Origin of the sequence: Roseomonas genomospecies 6 (assembly GCF_008365375.1) — a bacterium.
Taxonomy (GTDB): domain Bacteria; phylum Pseudomonadota; class Alphaproteobacteria; order Azospirillales; family Azospirillaceae; genus Azospirillum.
Genome location: NZ_QOKW01000006.1, coordinates 49,231 through 62,554 on the forward strand (window position 1 = coordinate 49,231; position 13,324 = coordinate 62,554).

The 13,324-nt window shown below is 67.8% G+C and carries 15 protein-coding genes and 2 tRNA genes; 10 read left to right on the forward strand and 7 right to left on the reverse strand.

The genetic code is table 11. The annotated features are described in order from the left end of the window. Positions 1-63: 63 nt before the first annotated feature. The 5 genes from DS843_RS09895 to DS843_RS09915 form a co-directional block, all read right to left on the reverse strand. Entirely contained in the window at positions 64-2,715 is a 2,652-nt protein-coding gene (locus DS843_RS09895) for a valine--tRNA ligase (RefSeq protein ID WP_208852212.1), read from the reverse strand. Positions 2,716-2,771: 56 nt separating this feature from the next. Continuing rightward, entirely contained in the window at positions 2,772-3,449 is a 678-nt protein-coding gene (locus tag DS843_RS09900; protein WP_149468724.1) for a DUF2497 domain-containing protein, read from the reverse strand. A 127-nt stretch (positions 3,450-3,576) separates the two neighbouring features. After that, positions 3,577-4,935 (reverse strand): TolC family outer membrane protein, encoded by a 1,359-nt coding sequence (locus DS843_RS09905; RefSeq protein ID WP_286192027.1) that lies wholly within the window; start codon positions 4,933-4,935, stop codon positions 3,577-3,579. A 35-nt stretch (positions 4,936-4,970) separates the two neighbouring features. After that, positions 4,971-5,297 (reverse strand): rhodanese-like domain-containing protein, encoded by a 327-nt coding sequence (locus tag DS843_RS09910; protein WP_149468726.1) that lies wholly within the window; start codon positions 5,295-5,297, stop codon positions 4,971-4,973. Between the two features lie 98 nt (positions 5,298-5,395). After that, positions 5,396-6,052 carry a protein-L-isoaspartate O-methyltransferase family protein gene (locus DS843_RS09915; protein ID WP_149468727.1) on the reverse strand — a complete coding sequence of 219 codons (657 nt, stop codon included), beginning with the start codon at positions 6,050-6,052 and terminating at the stop codon, positions 5,396-5,398. Between the two features lie 219 nt (positions 6,053-6,271). Here DS843_RS09915 and DS843_RS09920 point away from each other — a divergent pair. The 3 genes from DS843_RS09920 (at position 6,272) to DS843_RS09930 (ending at position 7,053) form a co-directional block, all read left to right on the forward strand. Beyond that, a tRNA-Cys gene (locus DS843_RS09920) sits at positions 6,272-6,345 on the forward strand. Positions 6,346-6,566: 221 nt separating this feature from the next. Continuing rightward, positions 6,567-6,642: transfer RNA gene (locus tag DS843_RS09925), tRNA-Asn, on the forward strand. Between the two features lie 195 nt (positions 6,643-6,837). Beyond that, positions 6,838-7,053 carry a hypothetical protein gene (locus DS843_RS09930; protein ID WP_149468728.1) on the forward strand — a complete coding sequence of 72 codons (216 nt, stop codon included), beginning with the start codon at positions 6,838-6,840 and terminating at the stop codon, positions 7,051-7,053. Positions 7,054-7,078: 25 nt separating this feature from the next. Here the strand turns inward: DS843_RS09930 and DS843_RS09935 are convergent, their stop codons facing one another. Both DS843_RS09935 and DS843_RS31135 read right to left on the reverse strand, forming a co-directional pair. Next, positions 7,079-7,318, reverse strand: coding sequence for a hypothetical protein (locus DS843_RS09935; protein WP_149468729.1), 240 nt, complete (start codon positions 7,316-7,318; stop codon positions 7,079-7,081). A gap of 134 nt (positions 7,319-7,452) precedes the next feature. After that, positions 7,453-7,629 carry a hypothetical protein gene (locus DS843_RS31135; RefSeq protein WP_167525256.1) on the reverse strand — a complete coding sequence of 59 codons (177 nt, stop codon included), beginning with the start codon at positions 7,627-7,629 and terminating at the stop codon, positions 7,453-7,455. Positions 7,630-7,834: 205 nt separating this feature from the next. Between DS843_RS31135 and DS843_RS09940 the strand changes: the two genes are divergently transcribed. The 7 genes from DS843_RS09940 (at position 7,835) to DS843_RS09970 (ending at position 13,293) form a co-directional block, all read left to right on the forward strand. Continuing rightward, positions 7,835-8,833: a S1C family serine protease gene (locus tag DS843_RS09940; protein ID WP_149468730.1), complete on the forward strand. Its 999-nt coding sequence runs from the start codon at positions 7,835-7,837 to the stop codon at positions 8,831-8,833. Between the two features lie 49 nt (positions 8,834-8,882). Further along, positions 8,883-9,491 (forward strand): NUDIX domain-containing protein, encoded by a 609-nt coding sequence (locus tag DS843_RS09945; RefSeq protein ID WP_149468731.1) that lies wholly within the window; start codon positions 8,883-8,885, stop codon positions 9,489-9,491. 109 nt (positions 9,492-9,600) lie between these two features. Beyond that, positions 9,601-10,605, forward strand: coding sequence for a cysteine synthase A (locus DS843_RS09950; RefSeq protein ID WP_149468732.1), 1,005 nt, complete (start codon positions 9,601-9,603; stop codon positions 10,603-10,605). A gap of 16 nt (positions 10,606-10,621) precedes the next feature. Beyond that, entirely contained in the window at positions 10,622-11,329 is a 708-nt protein-coding gene (locus DS843_RS09955) for an alanyl-tRNA editing protein (protein WP_149468733.1), read from the forward strand. A 16-nt stretch (positions 11,330-11,345) separates the two neighbouring features. Then, complete coding sequence (gene sseA / locus DS843_RS09960; protein WP_149468734.1) at positions 11,346-12,233, forward strand: 3-mercaptopyruvate sulfurtransferase; 888 nt, start codon at positions 11,346-11,348, stop codon at positions 12,231-12,233. Further along, the gene (locus DS843_RS09965; protein WP_149468735.1) at positions 12,230-12,664 is read left to right on the forward strand and encodes a GNAT family acetyltransferase; all 435 of its coding nucleotides are present in this window, start codon (positions 12,230-12,232) and stop codon (positions 12,662-12,664) included. Before sseA ends, DS843_RS09965 begins: the two co-directional genes overlap by 4 nt. Beyond that, a complete protein-coding gene (locus DS843_RS09970; RefSeq protein ID WP_149468736.1) occupies positions 12,640-13,293 on the forward strand; it encodes a GNAT family N-acetyltransferase in 654 nt (217 codons plus the stop codon). Before DS843_RS09965 ends, DS843_RS09970 begins: the two co-directional genes overlap by 25 nt. The last annotated feature ends 31 nt before the right edge of the window (positions 13,294-13,324 follow it).

Here is a 13,324-nt window from a genome sequence, read left to right on the forward strand (position 1 = left end):
AAAAAATAAGGGCAGGAGCCGAAGCCCCTGCCCTTTCTCGTTTTTTGGTCTGGATGACCGGCCTTACGCGGCCAGCATCTCCAGCGCCTTCTGCAGCTTTTCGCGGGCCTGCTCCGCGGTGTCGCGGCGGTCACGCTGCTCCTCGATCACCTCTTCCGGCGCCTTGGCGACGAACTGCTCGTTCGACAGCTTGGCGTCGATCTTCCTGATCTCGCCGGACAGCTTCTCGATCTCCTTGGTCAGGCGCGCGCGCTCCTTCTCAAGGTCCACGATGCCTTCCAGCGGCAGGATCAGCGTGGTTTCGTCCAGAACCGCCTGGACGGCGCTCTTCGGCACCGGTCCGGACAGCGGCTCGGCGCTGGCGAGACGGCCCATGCGCAGAATCAGGTCGCGGTGCGTGTCCAGCCGCTTCAGGCTTTCCGGACCGGCGTCCTTCAGCTTCAGCTCGATCTGCGCCGCGGGCGGCACGTTCATCTCCGACCGCATGGAGCGGACCGAGGAGATCAGCCGCACCACCCAATCCATCTCGTCGCGGGCGGCGGCGTCGATCAGCTCCGTGCCGTGATCCGGCCAGTGGGCGGAGATCAGGCGGTTCGCCCGGTCGGCGGAAAGCTGTTCCCACAGCTCCTCCGTGATGAAGGGCATCAGCGGGTGGAGCATGTGCAGGATCTCGTCCAGCACCCAGGCGGTGGTCGCCCGCGTCTCCGCGATGGCCGCCTCGTCCGCGCCGTTCAGGATCGGCTTGGTGAACTCCAGATACCAGTCGCAGAAGGTGCCCCAGGTGAAGGCGTAGGCGGTGTTGGCGGCCTCGTTGAACTTGTAGGCGTCGATGGACTCGCCGACCTTCTTCGCCGCCTCCGCCAGGGCGCCGACGATCCAGCGGTTGACCGTCTGGGTCAGCCCGACCGGCTTGAAGCCGGGGACCGGGGCCACGCCGTTCATCTGGGTGTAGCGCGCGGCGTTCCACAGCTTCGTCGCGAAGTTGCGGTAGCCCTCCACGCGGCTGACCGCCAACTTGATGTCGCGGCCCTGGGCGGCCATGGCCGTCAGGGTGAAGCGCAGCGCGTCGGTGCCGTACTGGTCGATCAGGTCCAGCGGGTCGATGACGTTGCCCTTGGACTTCGACATCTTCTGGCCCTTCTCGTCGCGGACCAGGGCGTGGATGTAGACCGTCCGGAAGGGCACGTCCTTCATGAAGTGCAGACCCATCATCATCATCCGGGCGACCCAGAAGAAGATGATGTCGAAGCCCGTCACCAGCACGTCGGTCGGGTAGTAGCGCGCCAGTTCCGGAGTCTCGTCCGGCCAGCCCAGCGTGGAGAAGGGCCACAGGGCCGACGAGAACCAAGTGTCCAGCACGTCCTGGTCGCGGGTCAGCTCCACGTCCTTGCCGTAATGGGCCTTGGCCGCGGCGATGGCCGCCTCCTCGGTCTCCTCGACGAAGAAATGGCCGTCCGGCCCGTACCAGGCGGGAATCTGATGGCCCCACCAGATCTGGCGGCTGATGCACCAGGGCTGGATGTTGCGCATCCATTCGAAATAGGTGTTCTCCCACTGCTTGGGCACGAACACGGTCTTGCCGGTCTCCACCGCTTCGATGGCCGGCTTGGCGAGCGTGGCGGCGTCCACATACCACTGGTCGGTCAGCCAGGGCTCGATGGCGACTCCGGAGCGGTCGCCGTGCGGGACCATGTGGGTGTGCGGCTCGATCTTCTCCAGAAGACCCAGCGCCTCAAGCTCCGCCACGACCTTCTTGCGCGCCTCGTACCGGTCGAGCCCGCGATAGGCCTCCGGAACCTCGTCGCCGGTGATGCGCGCGTCGCGGTCCATGATGTTGATGGCCGCGAGGTTGTTCCGCCGTCCGACCTCGAAGTCGTTGAAGTCGTGGGCCGGGGTGATCTTCACCGCACCCGAGCCGGTCTCCGGGTCGGCGTACTCGTCGCCGACGATGGGGATCAGGCGCCCGACCAGCGGCAGCACCACGTTCTTGCCGATCAGATCCTTGTAGCGCTCATCCTCCGGATGGACGGCGACGCCGGTGTCGCCCAGCATGGTTTCCGGGCGCGTGGTGGCGACGACGATGAAGCGGTCCGACTCGCCCTCGATCGGGTAGCGGAAGTGCCAGAGGTTGCCCTTGATCTCCTTCTGCTCGACCTCAAGGTCAGAGATGGCGGTGTGCAGCTTGGGGTCCCAGTTGACCAGCCGCTTGTCCTTGTAGATCAGGCCCTGCTTGTGCAGTTCCACGAACACCTTGCGGACGGCGCGGCTCAGCCCCTCGTCCATGGTGAAGCGCTCGCGCGGCCAGTCGGGCGAGGCTCCCAGGCGGCGGAGCTGGCGGGTGATGGTGCCGCCCGATTCGGCCTTCCACTCCCACACCTTGTCGATGAAGGCGTCGCGGCCGAAGTCGTGGCGCGTCTTTCCTTCCTTGGCGAGATTCCGCTCCACGACCATCTGCGTCGCGATGCCGGCGTGGTCGGTGCCCGGCTGCCACAGGGCATCGCGCCCGCGCATGCGGTTGTAGCGGGTCAGCACGTCCTGGAGCGTGAAGGTCAGCGCGTGGCCCATGTGCAGGCTGCCGGTCACGTTCGGCGGCGGCATCATGATGGTGTAGGGCTTTCCGTTCGACTCGGTCTTCGCCGCGAACGCGCCCGACTCTTCCCACAGCCGGTAGTGCTTTTCCTCGACCTCGGCGGGCCGGTACGTCTTTTCCAACATCACCAGGAACTTTCGCTTACGAATTCAATCGGAATGCGTGGCGTGCACAACGCCGCTCAGAATTTCTGGGACCGCCGGATCATCCGGTCGATTTCCTGCTGCACCAGCCGTTCGACGATGGTCGGCAGGTTCTCGTCCAACCATTCCTTCAGCAGCGGCTTCAACAGCTCGCGCACCACTTCCTCCACGGTGCGGATGCCGACCGGCATCGGACCGATGGACAGATCGTCGCCGAGCTGGCGCGCCAGATGCGTGAAGTGGTGGGACGACTCCTCCGCCACACGGCGGGAAATCAGCCCGTCGTCGAGATCCGACGGGCGGATGCGCGGCCGAGGCGGCGGCGGCTCGTCGTCGTCGAAGTCGTCGAAGGCCGGCGCCGGACGCCGCGCCGCGGGCCGCGGCGGGGGCGGTTCGGGTTCCGGCTCGTGGAAGGCCGGTTCCGGGTCCAGCGAGAAGGACGGCTCGTCGCGCCAGGGATCGGGCTCCGGCTCCTCGGGCTCCTCCCGCCCGTCGTCCTGGAGCATCTGGGTGAGTTCCAGGACGTCGTCGTCATCGTCCTCCATGGGAGGCGGTGGCGGCGGTGGAGGGGGCGGTGGCGGCGGAGGAGGAGGTGGAGGGGGGGGCGGAGGGGGCGCCGCTTCCGCCTTCGCGGGTTCGCCGTCCTCCGAGATGATGCGGCGGATGGAGGCGAGGATCTCCTCCATCGACGGTTCTTGCTGGCCTTTATCGCTCATCGTGGCAAACCCGGGGACGTCATCCTGACCCGGACACTAGGGCAGGACTGGGTAAAAAGCCACCAGACAAAAACGGCCCGCCGAAGCGGGCCGTTTCGAACATCCTGAATCGAACAGCCCGGAGCGTTCACTCCGGCACGCCGGTTCCGATCCACTTGTTCCGCACCTGCTTGTAGTGCGTGTCCGCGTCGTAATACTGGACCGGCAGGTTGAGCTGCCGCGCCGTCAACTGGCCGATGGCACCGAGGACCGTGAAGGCCTGGACCATCTCCGTCCGCTGTGCGCGGACGAGGTTGACGCGGGCGTTGAGCAGTTCCTGCTCCTGGTTCAGCACGTCCAGCACGGTGCGGGACCCGACCTGGGCTTCCTGACGCACGCCTTCCAACGCGATCTCGGCGGCCCGGATCTGGGAGTTGTAGGACTCGATGCTCGCCCGCGCGGCCTGAAGGCCCTGCCACGCGCTGATCGCCGCCTCGACCGCCTGACGGCGGGTGTCGTCGATCTGCAGGCGGGCCTGATTCGCGGTGTGCTTCGCCTCGCGGGTCAGCGCTTCCGGCAGGCCGGCCTGATAGAGCGGGATGGTGATCTGGGCGGTGAGCTGCGCGCCGTCCTGCCGCTTGATGTCGATGCCCGACGAACGGCCCGCGTCGATGGTGCGGTTCGCCTGGGCCGACAGGTTGGCCGACGGAAGCAGGCGGCCGAACTGCTGGTCCACCGCCTCGCGCTGGGCCGCTTCGGTGTAGGAGGCGGACAGCACCGACGGGTTGTTGGAGCGGGCCATCTCGACCACTTCGTCCAGCGTTGCCGGCAGCTTGAACTTCGGCTTCGGAGCCTTCAGCTTGCCGGGCATCGAGCCGACGACGCGCTCGTAAGTCGCGCGCGACGCCTGGAGCGTCCCTTCGGCGGAGATGCGGGCGGCGATGGAGGCGGCCAGGCGCGATTCGGACTGGCTGACGTCGGTGCGGGTGTACTCGCCGACGCGGAAGCGGTCGCGTGCGGCATCCAACTGGCGGCGCAGCACCTGCTCGTTGTTGGCCTGAAGTTCCAGCACCGCCTGGTTCTGCACGACGTCCAGATAGGCCGCCGCGGCGTTCAGCAGAATCTGCTGTTCGTTGGCGAGCACGGTGGCGCGCTGCGCTTCGACGGTGCGCTCGGCGCGGCGGACGGCGGGGCCTACGGTCGCGTCGTAGAGCGGCTGGGTGGCGGTGACTCCGACGCTTTTGGCGTTGTTCTCGGCGCCGGTTTCGCCGCCTTGAAACGTGCTGTTGCTGGCGTTGCGGGTGATGCCCGCCGTCGCCCGCACCGTCGGACGGTATCCGGACAGGGCCTGCGGAACGCTTTCGTCCACGGCGCGCTGGCGCGCGCGCTGGGCGGCGAGCGCCGGATTGTTGGAATAGGCCTGCGCTAGCGCGTCTTCGAGGGATTGGGCCGACGCGGTGTCGATGCCCCCGACGAAGGCGACCCCCAGCGTGAGGGCGGTCGCCATCAAATGGCGCGCGAAACGGCTTCGCACAGTCATGTTCAATAGACCTTCATGTTCGGGTCGATTCGGCGCGCCCAGGCATCCACCCCGCCATTCAGGTTGGTGGCGCGGGAGAAGCCCTGGGAGCGCAACCACATGGTCACCTGCGCGCTGCGCCCGCCATGGTGGCAGACGACCACGATGTCACGGTCCTTCGGCAGTTCCCCGACACGGGCGGGCAGCGCGCCCATCGGAATGTGGAGGCTGTCGGGAAGCGCGCAGATGGCCACCTCCCCCGGTTCCCGTACGTCGAGCACGAGCGGATCGTCTCCGGATTTTCGGATTCGGTCCAGCTCTTCGACTTCCATCTCGAACGGTGCCGGCATGCCTTGATTCTCCGCTGCGGGCCGCAGGACCGCGGCCGGTGAAAGACAAGGGACAGGCTGGGGGACAGGAAAAACCGGGGCCGAAGCCCCGGCAAACATCAGAATACGAATTTCGGCTTCGCTTCGAAACCGGGCAGAGGGCGCGGATGCGCCTCGAACAGGATGCGGCCGGACGTGATGCCGCCGGTGCGCTGGTACAGCTTTACCTCGCCCACCCCGCGCTCGCCCAGAACGGCGGCGACCAGCCGTCCGCCTTCGGCGAGCTGTTCGAGGATGCCCGCCGGCACGTCCGACACCAGCCCTTCGATCACGATCACGTCGTAGGGGGCCTGGGCCGGATAGCCTTCGGTCAGGGGCGCGGTGATGACCACGGCGTTGTCGACGCCGACGCCGGTCAGGGCCTCGGTCGCGCGCTGCGCCAGTTCGACGTCGGACTCGATGCCGACGACGGTCGCCGCGAGACGGGCCAGCACGGCGGTCGAGTAGCCGGAGCCGCAGCCGACGTCGAGCACGACGTCGGTCTCGTCGATGCTCACTTCCTGGAGCATGCGGGCGAAGACCATCGGCTCCATCAGGAAGCGGCCTTTGCCGATGGGCAGGTCCTCATCCACATAGGCGATGCCACGCGCCGCCTTCGGCACGAACTGTTCGCGGGGAATCTCCATCATGGCATCGACCAGACGCTGGTCGGTCACCTTGTTCGGTCGGATCTGCCCTTCGACCATGTTATAACGGGCGGCGGCGTATTCGGACATGGCGGTCGCTTACAATCTGGTGGACGGAGCGCGGCGCCAAGCCGTGGTACACGCGGCCTCGCTGCCTCGTCGCGTATATATCTTCAAAGTCTCACGAACACAACGCCGCACGGGAACTTGGAAATTCGTCACCAAGGCGCTTGACCACCCATTCGAAGCGCAGTATACGTCCGCTCCCACGCCGCGGCGCTCCCGCTAGGGGGTGCCGGACGCAAGGATGGCGCGGTGGCAGAGTGGTGATGCAGCGGACTGCAAATCCGTGTACGTGGGTTCGATTCCCGCCCGCGCCTCCATCCTTGATCCGGCTGGAAAGTCAGCATTCTTAATGAGTTCGATCGCATCGGGCCGGGGCGGCGCGGTGCGTTTTCGTGCGTTTGCAGACCTTCGCCGCGCCGCTGCCCTGCCCCGCCGCAGCAAACGAATTTTTGCTATCAAAAGACTTGGCAAGCGGCGGAGCGTCCGCTATATAGCCGCCCACGCCGGTCGCTGCACCTCGCAAGACCGGCCAGACTGATCCCGGTTAGCTCAGTCGGTAGAGCAGCGGACTGTTAATCCGCGTGTCGCTGGTTCGAGTCCAGCACCGGGAGCCACTTCAAGAAAAGGCCGAGTCCTCCAAGGGCTCGGCCTTTTCTCATATCGGCTCTCCACCCCACCGCTTCCGGCATCACCCGAAGGAATGCGCGTTCCGACCAAAGGTCCGATGCCGCCTCCGCGATCCCGGCGCTAGAGTTCCAGAGCATCTCTTGCGAGTCGGGATTGCGCCTGTTAAGCGGTGGAGGCGGCCAATGGCCATGCAGCCCATACCCAATCAGGAAGACCCGTCGCGGTCCGATGGGCCGGAGAGGGGCGGCGGTTGGCTCGGGGCCTTGGCGGTCATCGCCCTGTCCATGGCGCTGGCGGTCGCGCTGCTGGGCATCGACTGGCACCGGATGCTTGTCCGGGGGGACGTGGCGCTGCCGGAAAACCAGCGGTCCATGGTGGTCACTCCGATGCCGCGATGACCACGCGGCCCCTCTTCAACGGCTCCTAACGGGCCTCTGGATCGTCGTAGATCAGGCGGTTGTCCGCCGCTTCGACGGCGGGGTCGCCGATGTCGCGTTTCCATTCGCCGCACCAGTCCGTGGAAAGGGTGATGGGAAAGCGCCCCTCCGTGTCGCGCGGAGTCACCTGCGGCGGATAGCGGCGGCACACGCCCTTCGGTCCCCTCTGGCGGATGCCCTGCCCTTCCCAGAACAGGCAGGTGTAGCAGTTGTCGATTCGCTTCATCGTGGGGACGCGCTCCTTCCTTCAACGGCAGCGTCCCGGGACGGAGACCCGGCCCGGGAGCGGCGGCAGTGTCGGTCAGGCGCCCCCTCCGCGTCGATGAAGAAATGCGCGGCCGTCGGTGCGCTTCCGCCGGATCACTCGTGGCGCGGCTTGCCCTTGCGCATGTCGTCGGAGTGCTGGACGTAGAAGGCCTTGATCTCCGCGTCCAGTTCGAGCTTCCGGCGCTCCTCGGACGAGCCCGCGGGCGCCTCCGCGAGGCGCTGGAACTCCGCCACCGCCTGTTCGAGTTCGCGTTCGCTGTTGATCGGCATCGTTCCCGTTCCTTGTGGTGTCGTTGACCCGGGTAACGCTGCCCGGCGGGCGGAGGTTTCACGCCGCCGACACGCCGCCGGTCGTCGAATCGCGAAGCCCCCTTGATGGCGGCCCTTGATGGCGGCGCGCCGGCGCTCATGTTTACTTCCGGGAATCGAGCGATGCGGCATCCGGCCCGGCCCGATTCCGGCAAGGGAGGGAAGCATGACGGGTCGCTGGCGCCGCATCCCCTGGACCATGGCTTTCCTCGCCCTCTTTATCCCGCTTACGGGCTCGCGCGCGGACCAGCTCGACGCGGCCAAACTGGCGGGCGCCCTGGTCCGCATCTCGGCCACCGTCCTTCCGGACAGTCAGAGCGCCCGCTCGCTCGGCACGGAGCGCGAGGGGACCGGGGTCGTCATCGACGGGTCGGGCCTGATCCTGACCATCGGCTACACGATTCTGGAAGCGTCGCAGCTTCAGGTCACCACCGGCGAAGGGCGCGGCTACCCTGCGGAGTTCGTGGCCTACGATCAGGCCAGCGGTTTCGGCCTGTTGCGCGCGGGCATGGGGTTCAGCGCCGACCCGGTCCGGCTCGGCGACTCCGATTCCCTGAAGGAAGGGGAGCGCGCCATGGTGCTCACCCGGCACGGCTCCACCGGCGTGCAGCCGGTGCTGATCGCCGCGAAGCGCGAGTTCGCCGGCTATTGGGAGTATCTGCTGGACGAGGCGATCTTCACCACGCCGCCGATCACCGGGTTCAACGGCGCCGCCCTGATCGACCGCAAGGGCGAGCTGGTCGGGATCGGCTCGCTGATCGTGCGCGACGCGGTGCCGGCCCACGGCGGCATTCCCGGCAACATGTTCGTTCCGGTGTCCGCCCTGAAGCCGATCCTGGCCGACCTGCTGGCCTTCGGGCGGCGGCAGGAGCCGGCGCGCCCCTGGCTGGGCGTCACGCTGCGCGAGGAGCAGGGCCGCCTGCTGGTCGAGCGGGTCACCCCGCAGGGTCCCGCCGCGGGCGCCGGCATACGGCCGGGGGACATGATCGTCGGAGTCGGCGGCCAGAGGCTGAAGGGGCTGGCGGATTTCTACCGGAAGGTCTGGGACCTCGGCCCCGCGGGCGTCACCGTGCCCTTGGAACTTCTGCGCGGCCCGAAACTGGAGCCGGTGGCCGTCCCGTCCGCCGACCGCTACAGCACGCTGAAGCTGAACCCGACCTTCTGATGCGCTACATCCTTGGTCCGTGCATCCCCGCAAGCCAAGGAGCCGCGCCGTGGAACACCCGGACATCGAGGTTCAAGACAGGAAGACCGCCTACGACGGCTATCTGAAGGTCGACGTCTACCGCCTGCGCCACAAGAAGTTCGACGGCTCCTGGACCGGCGTGCTGCCGCCGCGCGAGGTCTGCGTGCGCGGACAGGCCGTGGGGGTGCTGCTCTACGATCCCGACCGGGACAGCGTCGTTCTGATCGAGCAGTTCCGGGTGGGCTCCGCCTCCGCGGGTGGCCCGGCCTGGCTGACGGAAATCGTCGCCGGTCTGCTGGACGACGGCGAGACCCCCGAGCAGGTGGCGCGGCGCGAGGCCGGGGAGGAGGCTGGCTGCACCATCCAGGAGATCGAAACGATCTGCGACTACTACCCCAGCCCCGGCGCCTACGACGAGCACGTCACCGTCTTCTGCGGCCGGGTGGACAGCCAGGGACTCGCCGCGACCGGCGGCTGCGCGGACGAGCACGAGGACATCCGCATCATGACCGTCCCGTCCGACGAGGCCATCCGGCTGCTGGACGAGAATCGGCTGAACAATTCCATCGCCATCATTGCGCTGGGCTGGTTCGCGCGGAACCGCGAGCGGCTGCGGACCCAATGGAGCCGGACCTAAAGAACATTCAGAAAATGTTCAATACTGAATTTCACAAGCCCGCCTTGAATTCCCTGGTGCGGACCCCGATAGTGTTGCCCGGTTCATCAATCGTTTCGGGAGACACTCCGTGGACATCCGCACCGGCTTCATCGGCTCCATCGGCAACACGCCGCTGATTCGGCTGGAAGGGCCTTCGAAGGCCACGGGATGCGAGATCCTGGGCAAGGCGGAGTTCCTGAACCCCGGCGGATCGGTGAAGGACCGCGCGGCGCTGGCCATCGTCCGCGACGCCGAGCGCCGGGGGCTGCTGCGTCCCGGCGGGACCATCGTGGAAGGCACGGCGGGCAACACCGGCATCGGGCTGGCTCTGGTCGGCAACGCGCTCGGCTACCGCACCGTGATCGTGATGCCGGAGACGCAGAGCCAGGAGAAGAAGGACATGCTGCGCCTGATCGGCGCCGACCTTCGCCTCGTCCCGGCGGTGCCCTACTCCAACCCCGACAATTATGTCCGCTACTCGGGCCGTCTGGCGGAGGAACTTGCGAAGACCGAGCCGAACGGCGCCGTCTGGGCCAACCAGTTCGACAATGTGGCGAACCGCGAAGGCCACCGCCTGACCACCGGGCCGGAAATCTGGGACCAGACCGAGGGGCGGATCGACGCCTTCACCTGCGCGGTGGGCAGCGGCGGCACGTTGGCCGGCGTCGGGCTGGCGCTGAAGGAGCGGAACCCGGACGTCCGCATCGTGCTGGCCGACCCGATGGGCGCCGCGCTCTACCACCACTACGCCCATGGGACGTTGAAGGCGGAGGGCAGCTCCATCACCGAAGGCATCGGCCAGGGCCGGATCACCGCCAACCTGGAAGGCGCTCCCGTCGATCAGGCGATGCAGATCCCCGACGAGGAAGCCCTGCCGATCATCTTCGACCTCATCAAGACTCAGGGGTTGGTGTTGGGCGGCTCAAGCGGAATCAACGTGGCGGCGGCCATCCGAATCGCGAAGGAGATGGGGCCGGGGCACACCATCGTGACGATTCTCTGCGACGGAGGGCAGCGGTACCAATCGAAGCTCTTTAATCCCGAGTTCCTGCGTGAGAAGAATCTGCCTGTGCCCGACTGGCTGGATTCGTAAACGCACCCGAGGTTCCATGGAACTGATCTTCCGCGAGGACGCCTACGCCGTCTCCTGCACCGCCACCGTGACCGCCGTGGACGAGCGGGGCATCCGGCTGGACCGGACGGTCTTCTACCCCAACGGCGGCGGTCAGCCGGGCGACACCGGCCTGTTGCGCTTCGATGGCGCAACGCTGCGCATCGTGGACACGGTGAAGGGCGACGGGCCGGACGACGTGGTCCATGTGCCCGAATCCGGCGCCCGCCTGCCCGCTCCCGGCACGCCGGTGGAGGCGGAGATCGATTGGGATCGGCGGCACCGCCACATGCGGATGCACACGGCGCTTCACCTCGTCTGCGCGGTCCTGCCCGGGGCGTCGATCACCGGCGCCCAGGTGGGGGCGGAGCGCAGCCGCGTGGACTTCAACGTTCCGACCGAAGGGCTGGACAAGGAGGCCATCGCGGCGGCTCTGAACCGGCTCGTCGCCGCGGACACGCCCGTCGGCTCCCTCTGGATCACCGACGAGGAGCTTGACGCCAACCCCGACCTGATCCGCACCCTGACGGTGAAGCCGCCGCGCGGCCATGGCCGCGTCCGGCTGGTGGACATCGCCGGGGTGGACCGTCAGCCTTGCGGCGGCACCCATGTGAAGCGGCTGGGCGAGATCGGCGGCTTGGACGTCGTGAAGATCGAGAACAAGGGCAAGCAGAACCGGCGCGTGATCGTCGCGCTCCGGGATTGAACGGGGAGGACAGTCCATGACCGAATCGCAGAACACCCTCACCCTCCCCGGCCCCATCGTCCCGACGGGATGGCTGGCGGAGCGCCTGAACCAGCCGGGCCTGCGCGTCCTTGACGCTTCATGGTTCATGCCCGGCTCGGACCGCGACCCGGACGCCGAGTTCCTGGAGCGGCACATCCCCGGCGCGGTGCGCATCGACATCGACGACGTGGCGCAGCCGGACACGCACCCGCTTCCGCACATGGTGCCGGACGAGGCGACCTTCGCCGCCAAGGTGGGGGCGCTGGGGGTCGGCAGCGGGGATACGGTGGTCGTCTACGACAGCGCCGGCATGGCGACCGCCGCGGCGCGCGTCTGGTGGATGTTCCGCCTGTTCGGGCACAACCGCGTCGCCGTCCTGGACGGCGGTCTGCCGAAATGGATCGCGGAGGGGCGGCCCAACGAATCCGGACCGGCCAGTCCCGCCCCGGCGGACTTCACGGCGTCGCTGCAACCCGGCCTGCTGCGCCGGGCCGACGATGTGCTCACCAACATCGACTCGCATGCGGATCAGGTGGTGGATGCCCGCGCCGCCAACCGGTACGAGGGCGCCGTCGCCGAACCCTGGCCGGGCCGCCGCAGCGGACGCATCCCCGGCAGCTTCAACCTGCCCTTCACCGACCTGATCGATCCGGAGAGCAAGACCTTGCTGCCGCCCGAAACCATCGCGGAGCGGGCGAAGGGGGCCGGTCTCGATCTGGAGCGTCCCGTCGTCGCCTCCTGCGGCAGCGGCGTGACCGCCTGCGTCATCGCGCTCGGGCTGGCCGCCGCCGGCAAGGAGGACGTGGCCGTCTATGACGGGTCTTGGGCGGAGTGGGGCCTGCGCGCCGACCTGCCTCTGGAAGCTGGACCGGTGACGCGGTGAGCGGCGCGCTGAGCATCCGCTCCTATGAGGCGGCGGACCGCGACGACGTGGTGGCGCTGTGGACCGCCTGCAACCTCGTGGTGCCGTGGAACGACCCGGTGGCCGACATCGCGCTCGCCGTGTCGAAGCCGAACGCGACGATCCTGATCGGCAGCGAGGAAGGCCGGACCGTCGCGTCCGTCATGGTGGGGCACGACGGGCACCGGGGCTGGTTCTACTATCTGGCGGTCGACCCCGCCCGACGCGGCTGCGGGTACGGGCGGGCGCTCGTCGCGGCGGCGGAGGGCTGGCTGCGCGAGGCAGGTATGCCCAAGGCGCAACTCATGGTACGCGCGACGAACCACGCCGTGGTGGCGTTCTATGAGCGGCTGGGCTATGCCACCGGTCCCGTTACCGTGATGCAGAAATGGCTGAAGACCGATTCTCCCTGACGCCGCCCCTCCGGTCGTCCCCGTCATCGTCCCTGCCGTCCTCCCGGAGCGCGGCGCCGGTTCCGCCCGGCTGCCTGTCCGTCATCGTCACCTATCTGGAGATGACGGCGCCGCCGGCCCATGCGCCCCTGCCCCGCCCGGCGGGCGACGTGGCGGTGGTGCGGGCCAACCCGCCGACCGCCTCCTATTACCGCTATCTCTACGACACGGTGGGCGAGCCCTGGTTGTGGCATGAGCGGCGGCGCATGCCGATGCCGGAATTGGGACGCATCGTCACCGACCCGCGGGTGGAGATCTGGGTCCTCCATGTGAACGGCACGCCTGCCGGCTATGCCGAGATCGACCGGCGGGACGAGGACACCGATCTGGCCTATTTCGGGCTGATCCCGGACTTCATCGGTCTGCGCCTCGGCCCCTGGCTGCTCGACACCGCGATCCGGCTGGCTTGGCAGGGCGGGACGGCCCGGCTTCTCGTCAACACCTGCACCTTCGACCATCCGAAGGCGCTGCCGCTCTACCAGTCCATGGGGTTCGTGCCCTACCGCCATGTGACCCGCGAGATCCGCGATCCCCGTGTCCAGGGATGGCTGCCGCGGACCTCGGCGCCGCACATTCCGATCATCGAGTAGGCCGATCATCGAGTAGGCCGATCATCGAATA

Excerpts from the sequence above, each read along its gene's own strand:
- DS843_RS09915 (WP_149468727.1), bottom strand. The coding sequence starts at position 6,052 with ATGTCCGAATACGCCGCCGCCCGTTATAACATGGTCGAAGGGCAGATC.
- DS843_RS09970 (WP_149468736.1), top strand. The coding sequence starts at position 12,640 with ATGGCTGAAGACCGATTCTCCCTGACGCCGCCCCTCCGGTCGTCCCCG.
- DS843_RS09940 (WP_149468730.1), top strand. The coding sequence starts at position 7,835 with ATGACGGGTCGCTGGCGCCGCATCCCCTGGACCATGGCTTTCCTCGCC.
- DS843_RS09955 (WP_149468733.1), top strand. The coding sequence starts at position 10,622 with ATGGAACTGATCTTCCGCGAGGACGCCTACGCCGTCTCCTGCACCGCC.
- sseA (WP_149468734.1), top strand. The coding sequence starts at position 11,346 with ATGACCGAATCGCAGAACACCCTCACCCTCCCCGGCCCCATCGTCCCG.
- DS843_RS09930 (WP_149468728.1), top strand. The coding sequence starts at position 6,838 with ATGGCCATGCAGCCCATACCCAATCAGGAAGACCCGTCGCGGTCCGAT.
- DS843_RS09900 (WP_149468724.1), bottom strand. The coding sequence starts at position 3,449 with ATGAGCGATAAAGGCCAGCAAGAACCGTCGATGGAGGAGATCCTCGCC.
- DS843_RS31135 (WP_167525256.1), bottom strand. The coding sequence starts at position 7,629 with ATGCCGATCAACAGCGAACGCGAACTCGAACAGGCGGTGGCGGAGTTC.
- DS843_RS09895 (WP_208852212.1), bottom strand. The coding sequence starts at position 2,715 with ATGTTGGAAAAGACGTACCGGCCCGCCGAGGTCGAGGAAAAGCACTAC.
- DS843_RS09935 (WP_149468729.1), bottom strand. The coding sequence starts at position 7,318 with ATGAAGCGAATCGACAACTGCTACACCTGCCTGTTCTGGGAAGGGCAG.
- DS843_RS09910 (WP_149468726.1), bottom strand. The coding sequence starts at position 5,297 with ATGCCGGCACCGTTCGAGATGGAAGTCGAAGAGCTGGACCGAATCCGA.
- DS843_RS09905 (WP_286192027.1), bottom strand. The coding sequence starts at position 4,935 with ATGGCGACCGCCCTCACGCTGGGGGTCGCCTTCGTCGGGGGCATCGAC.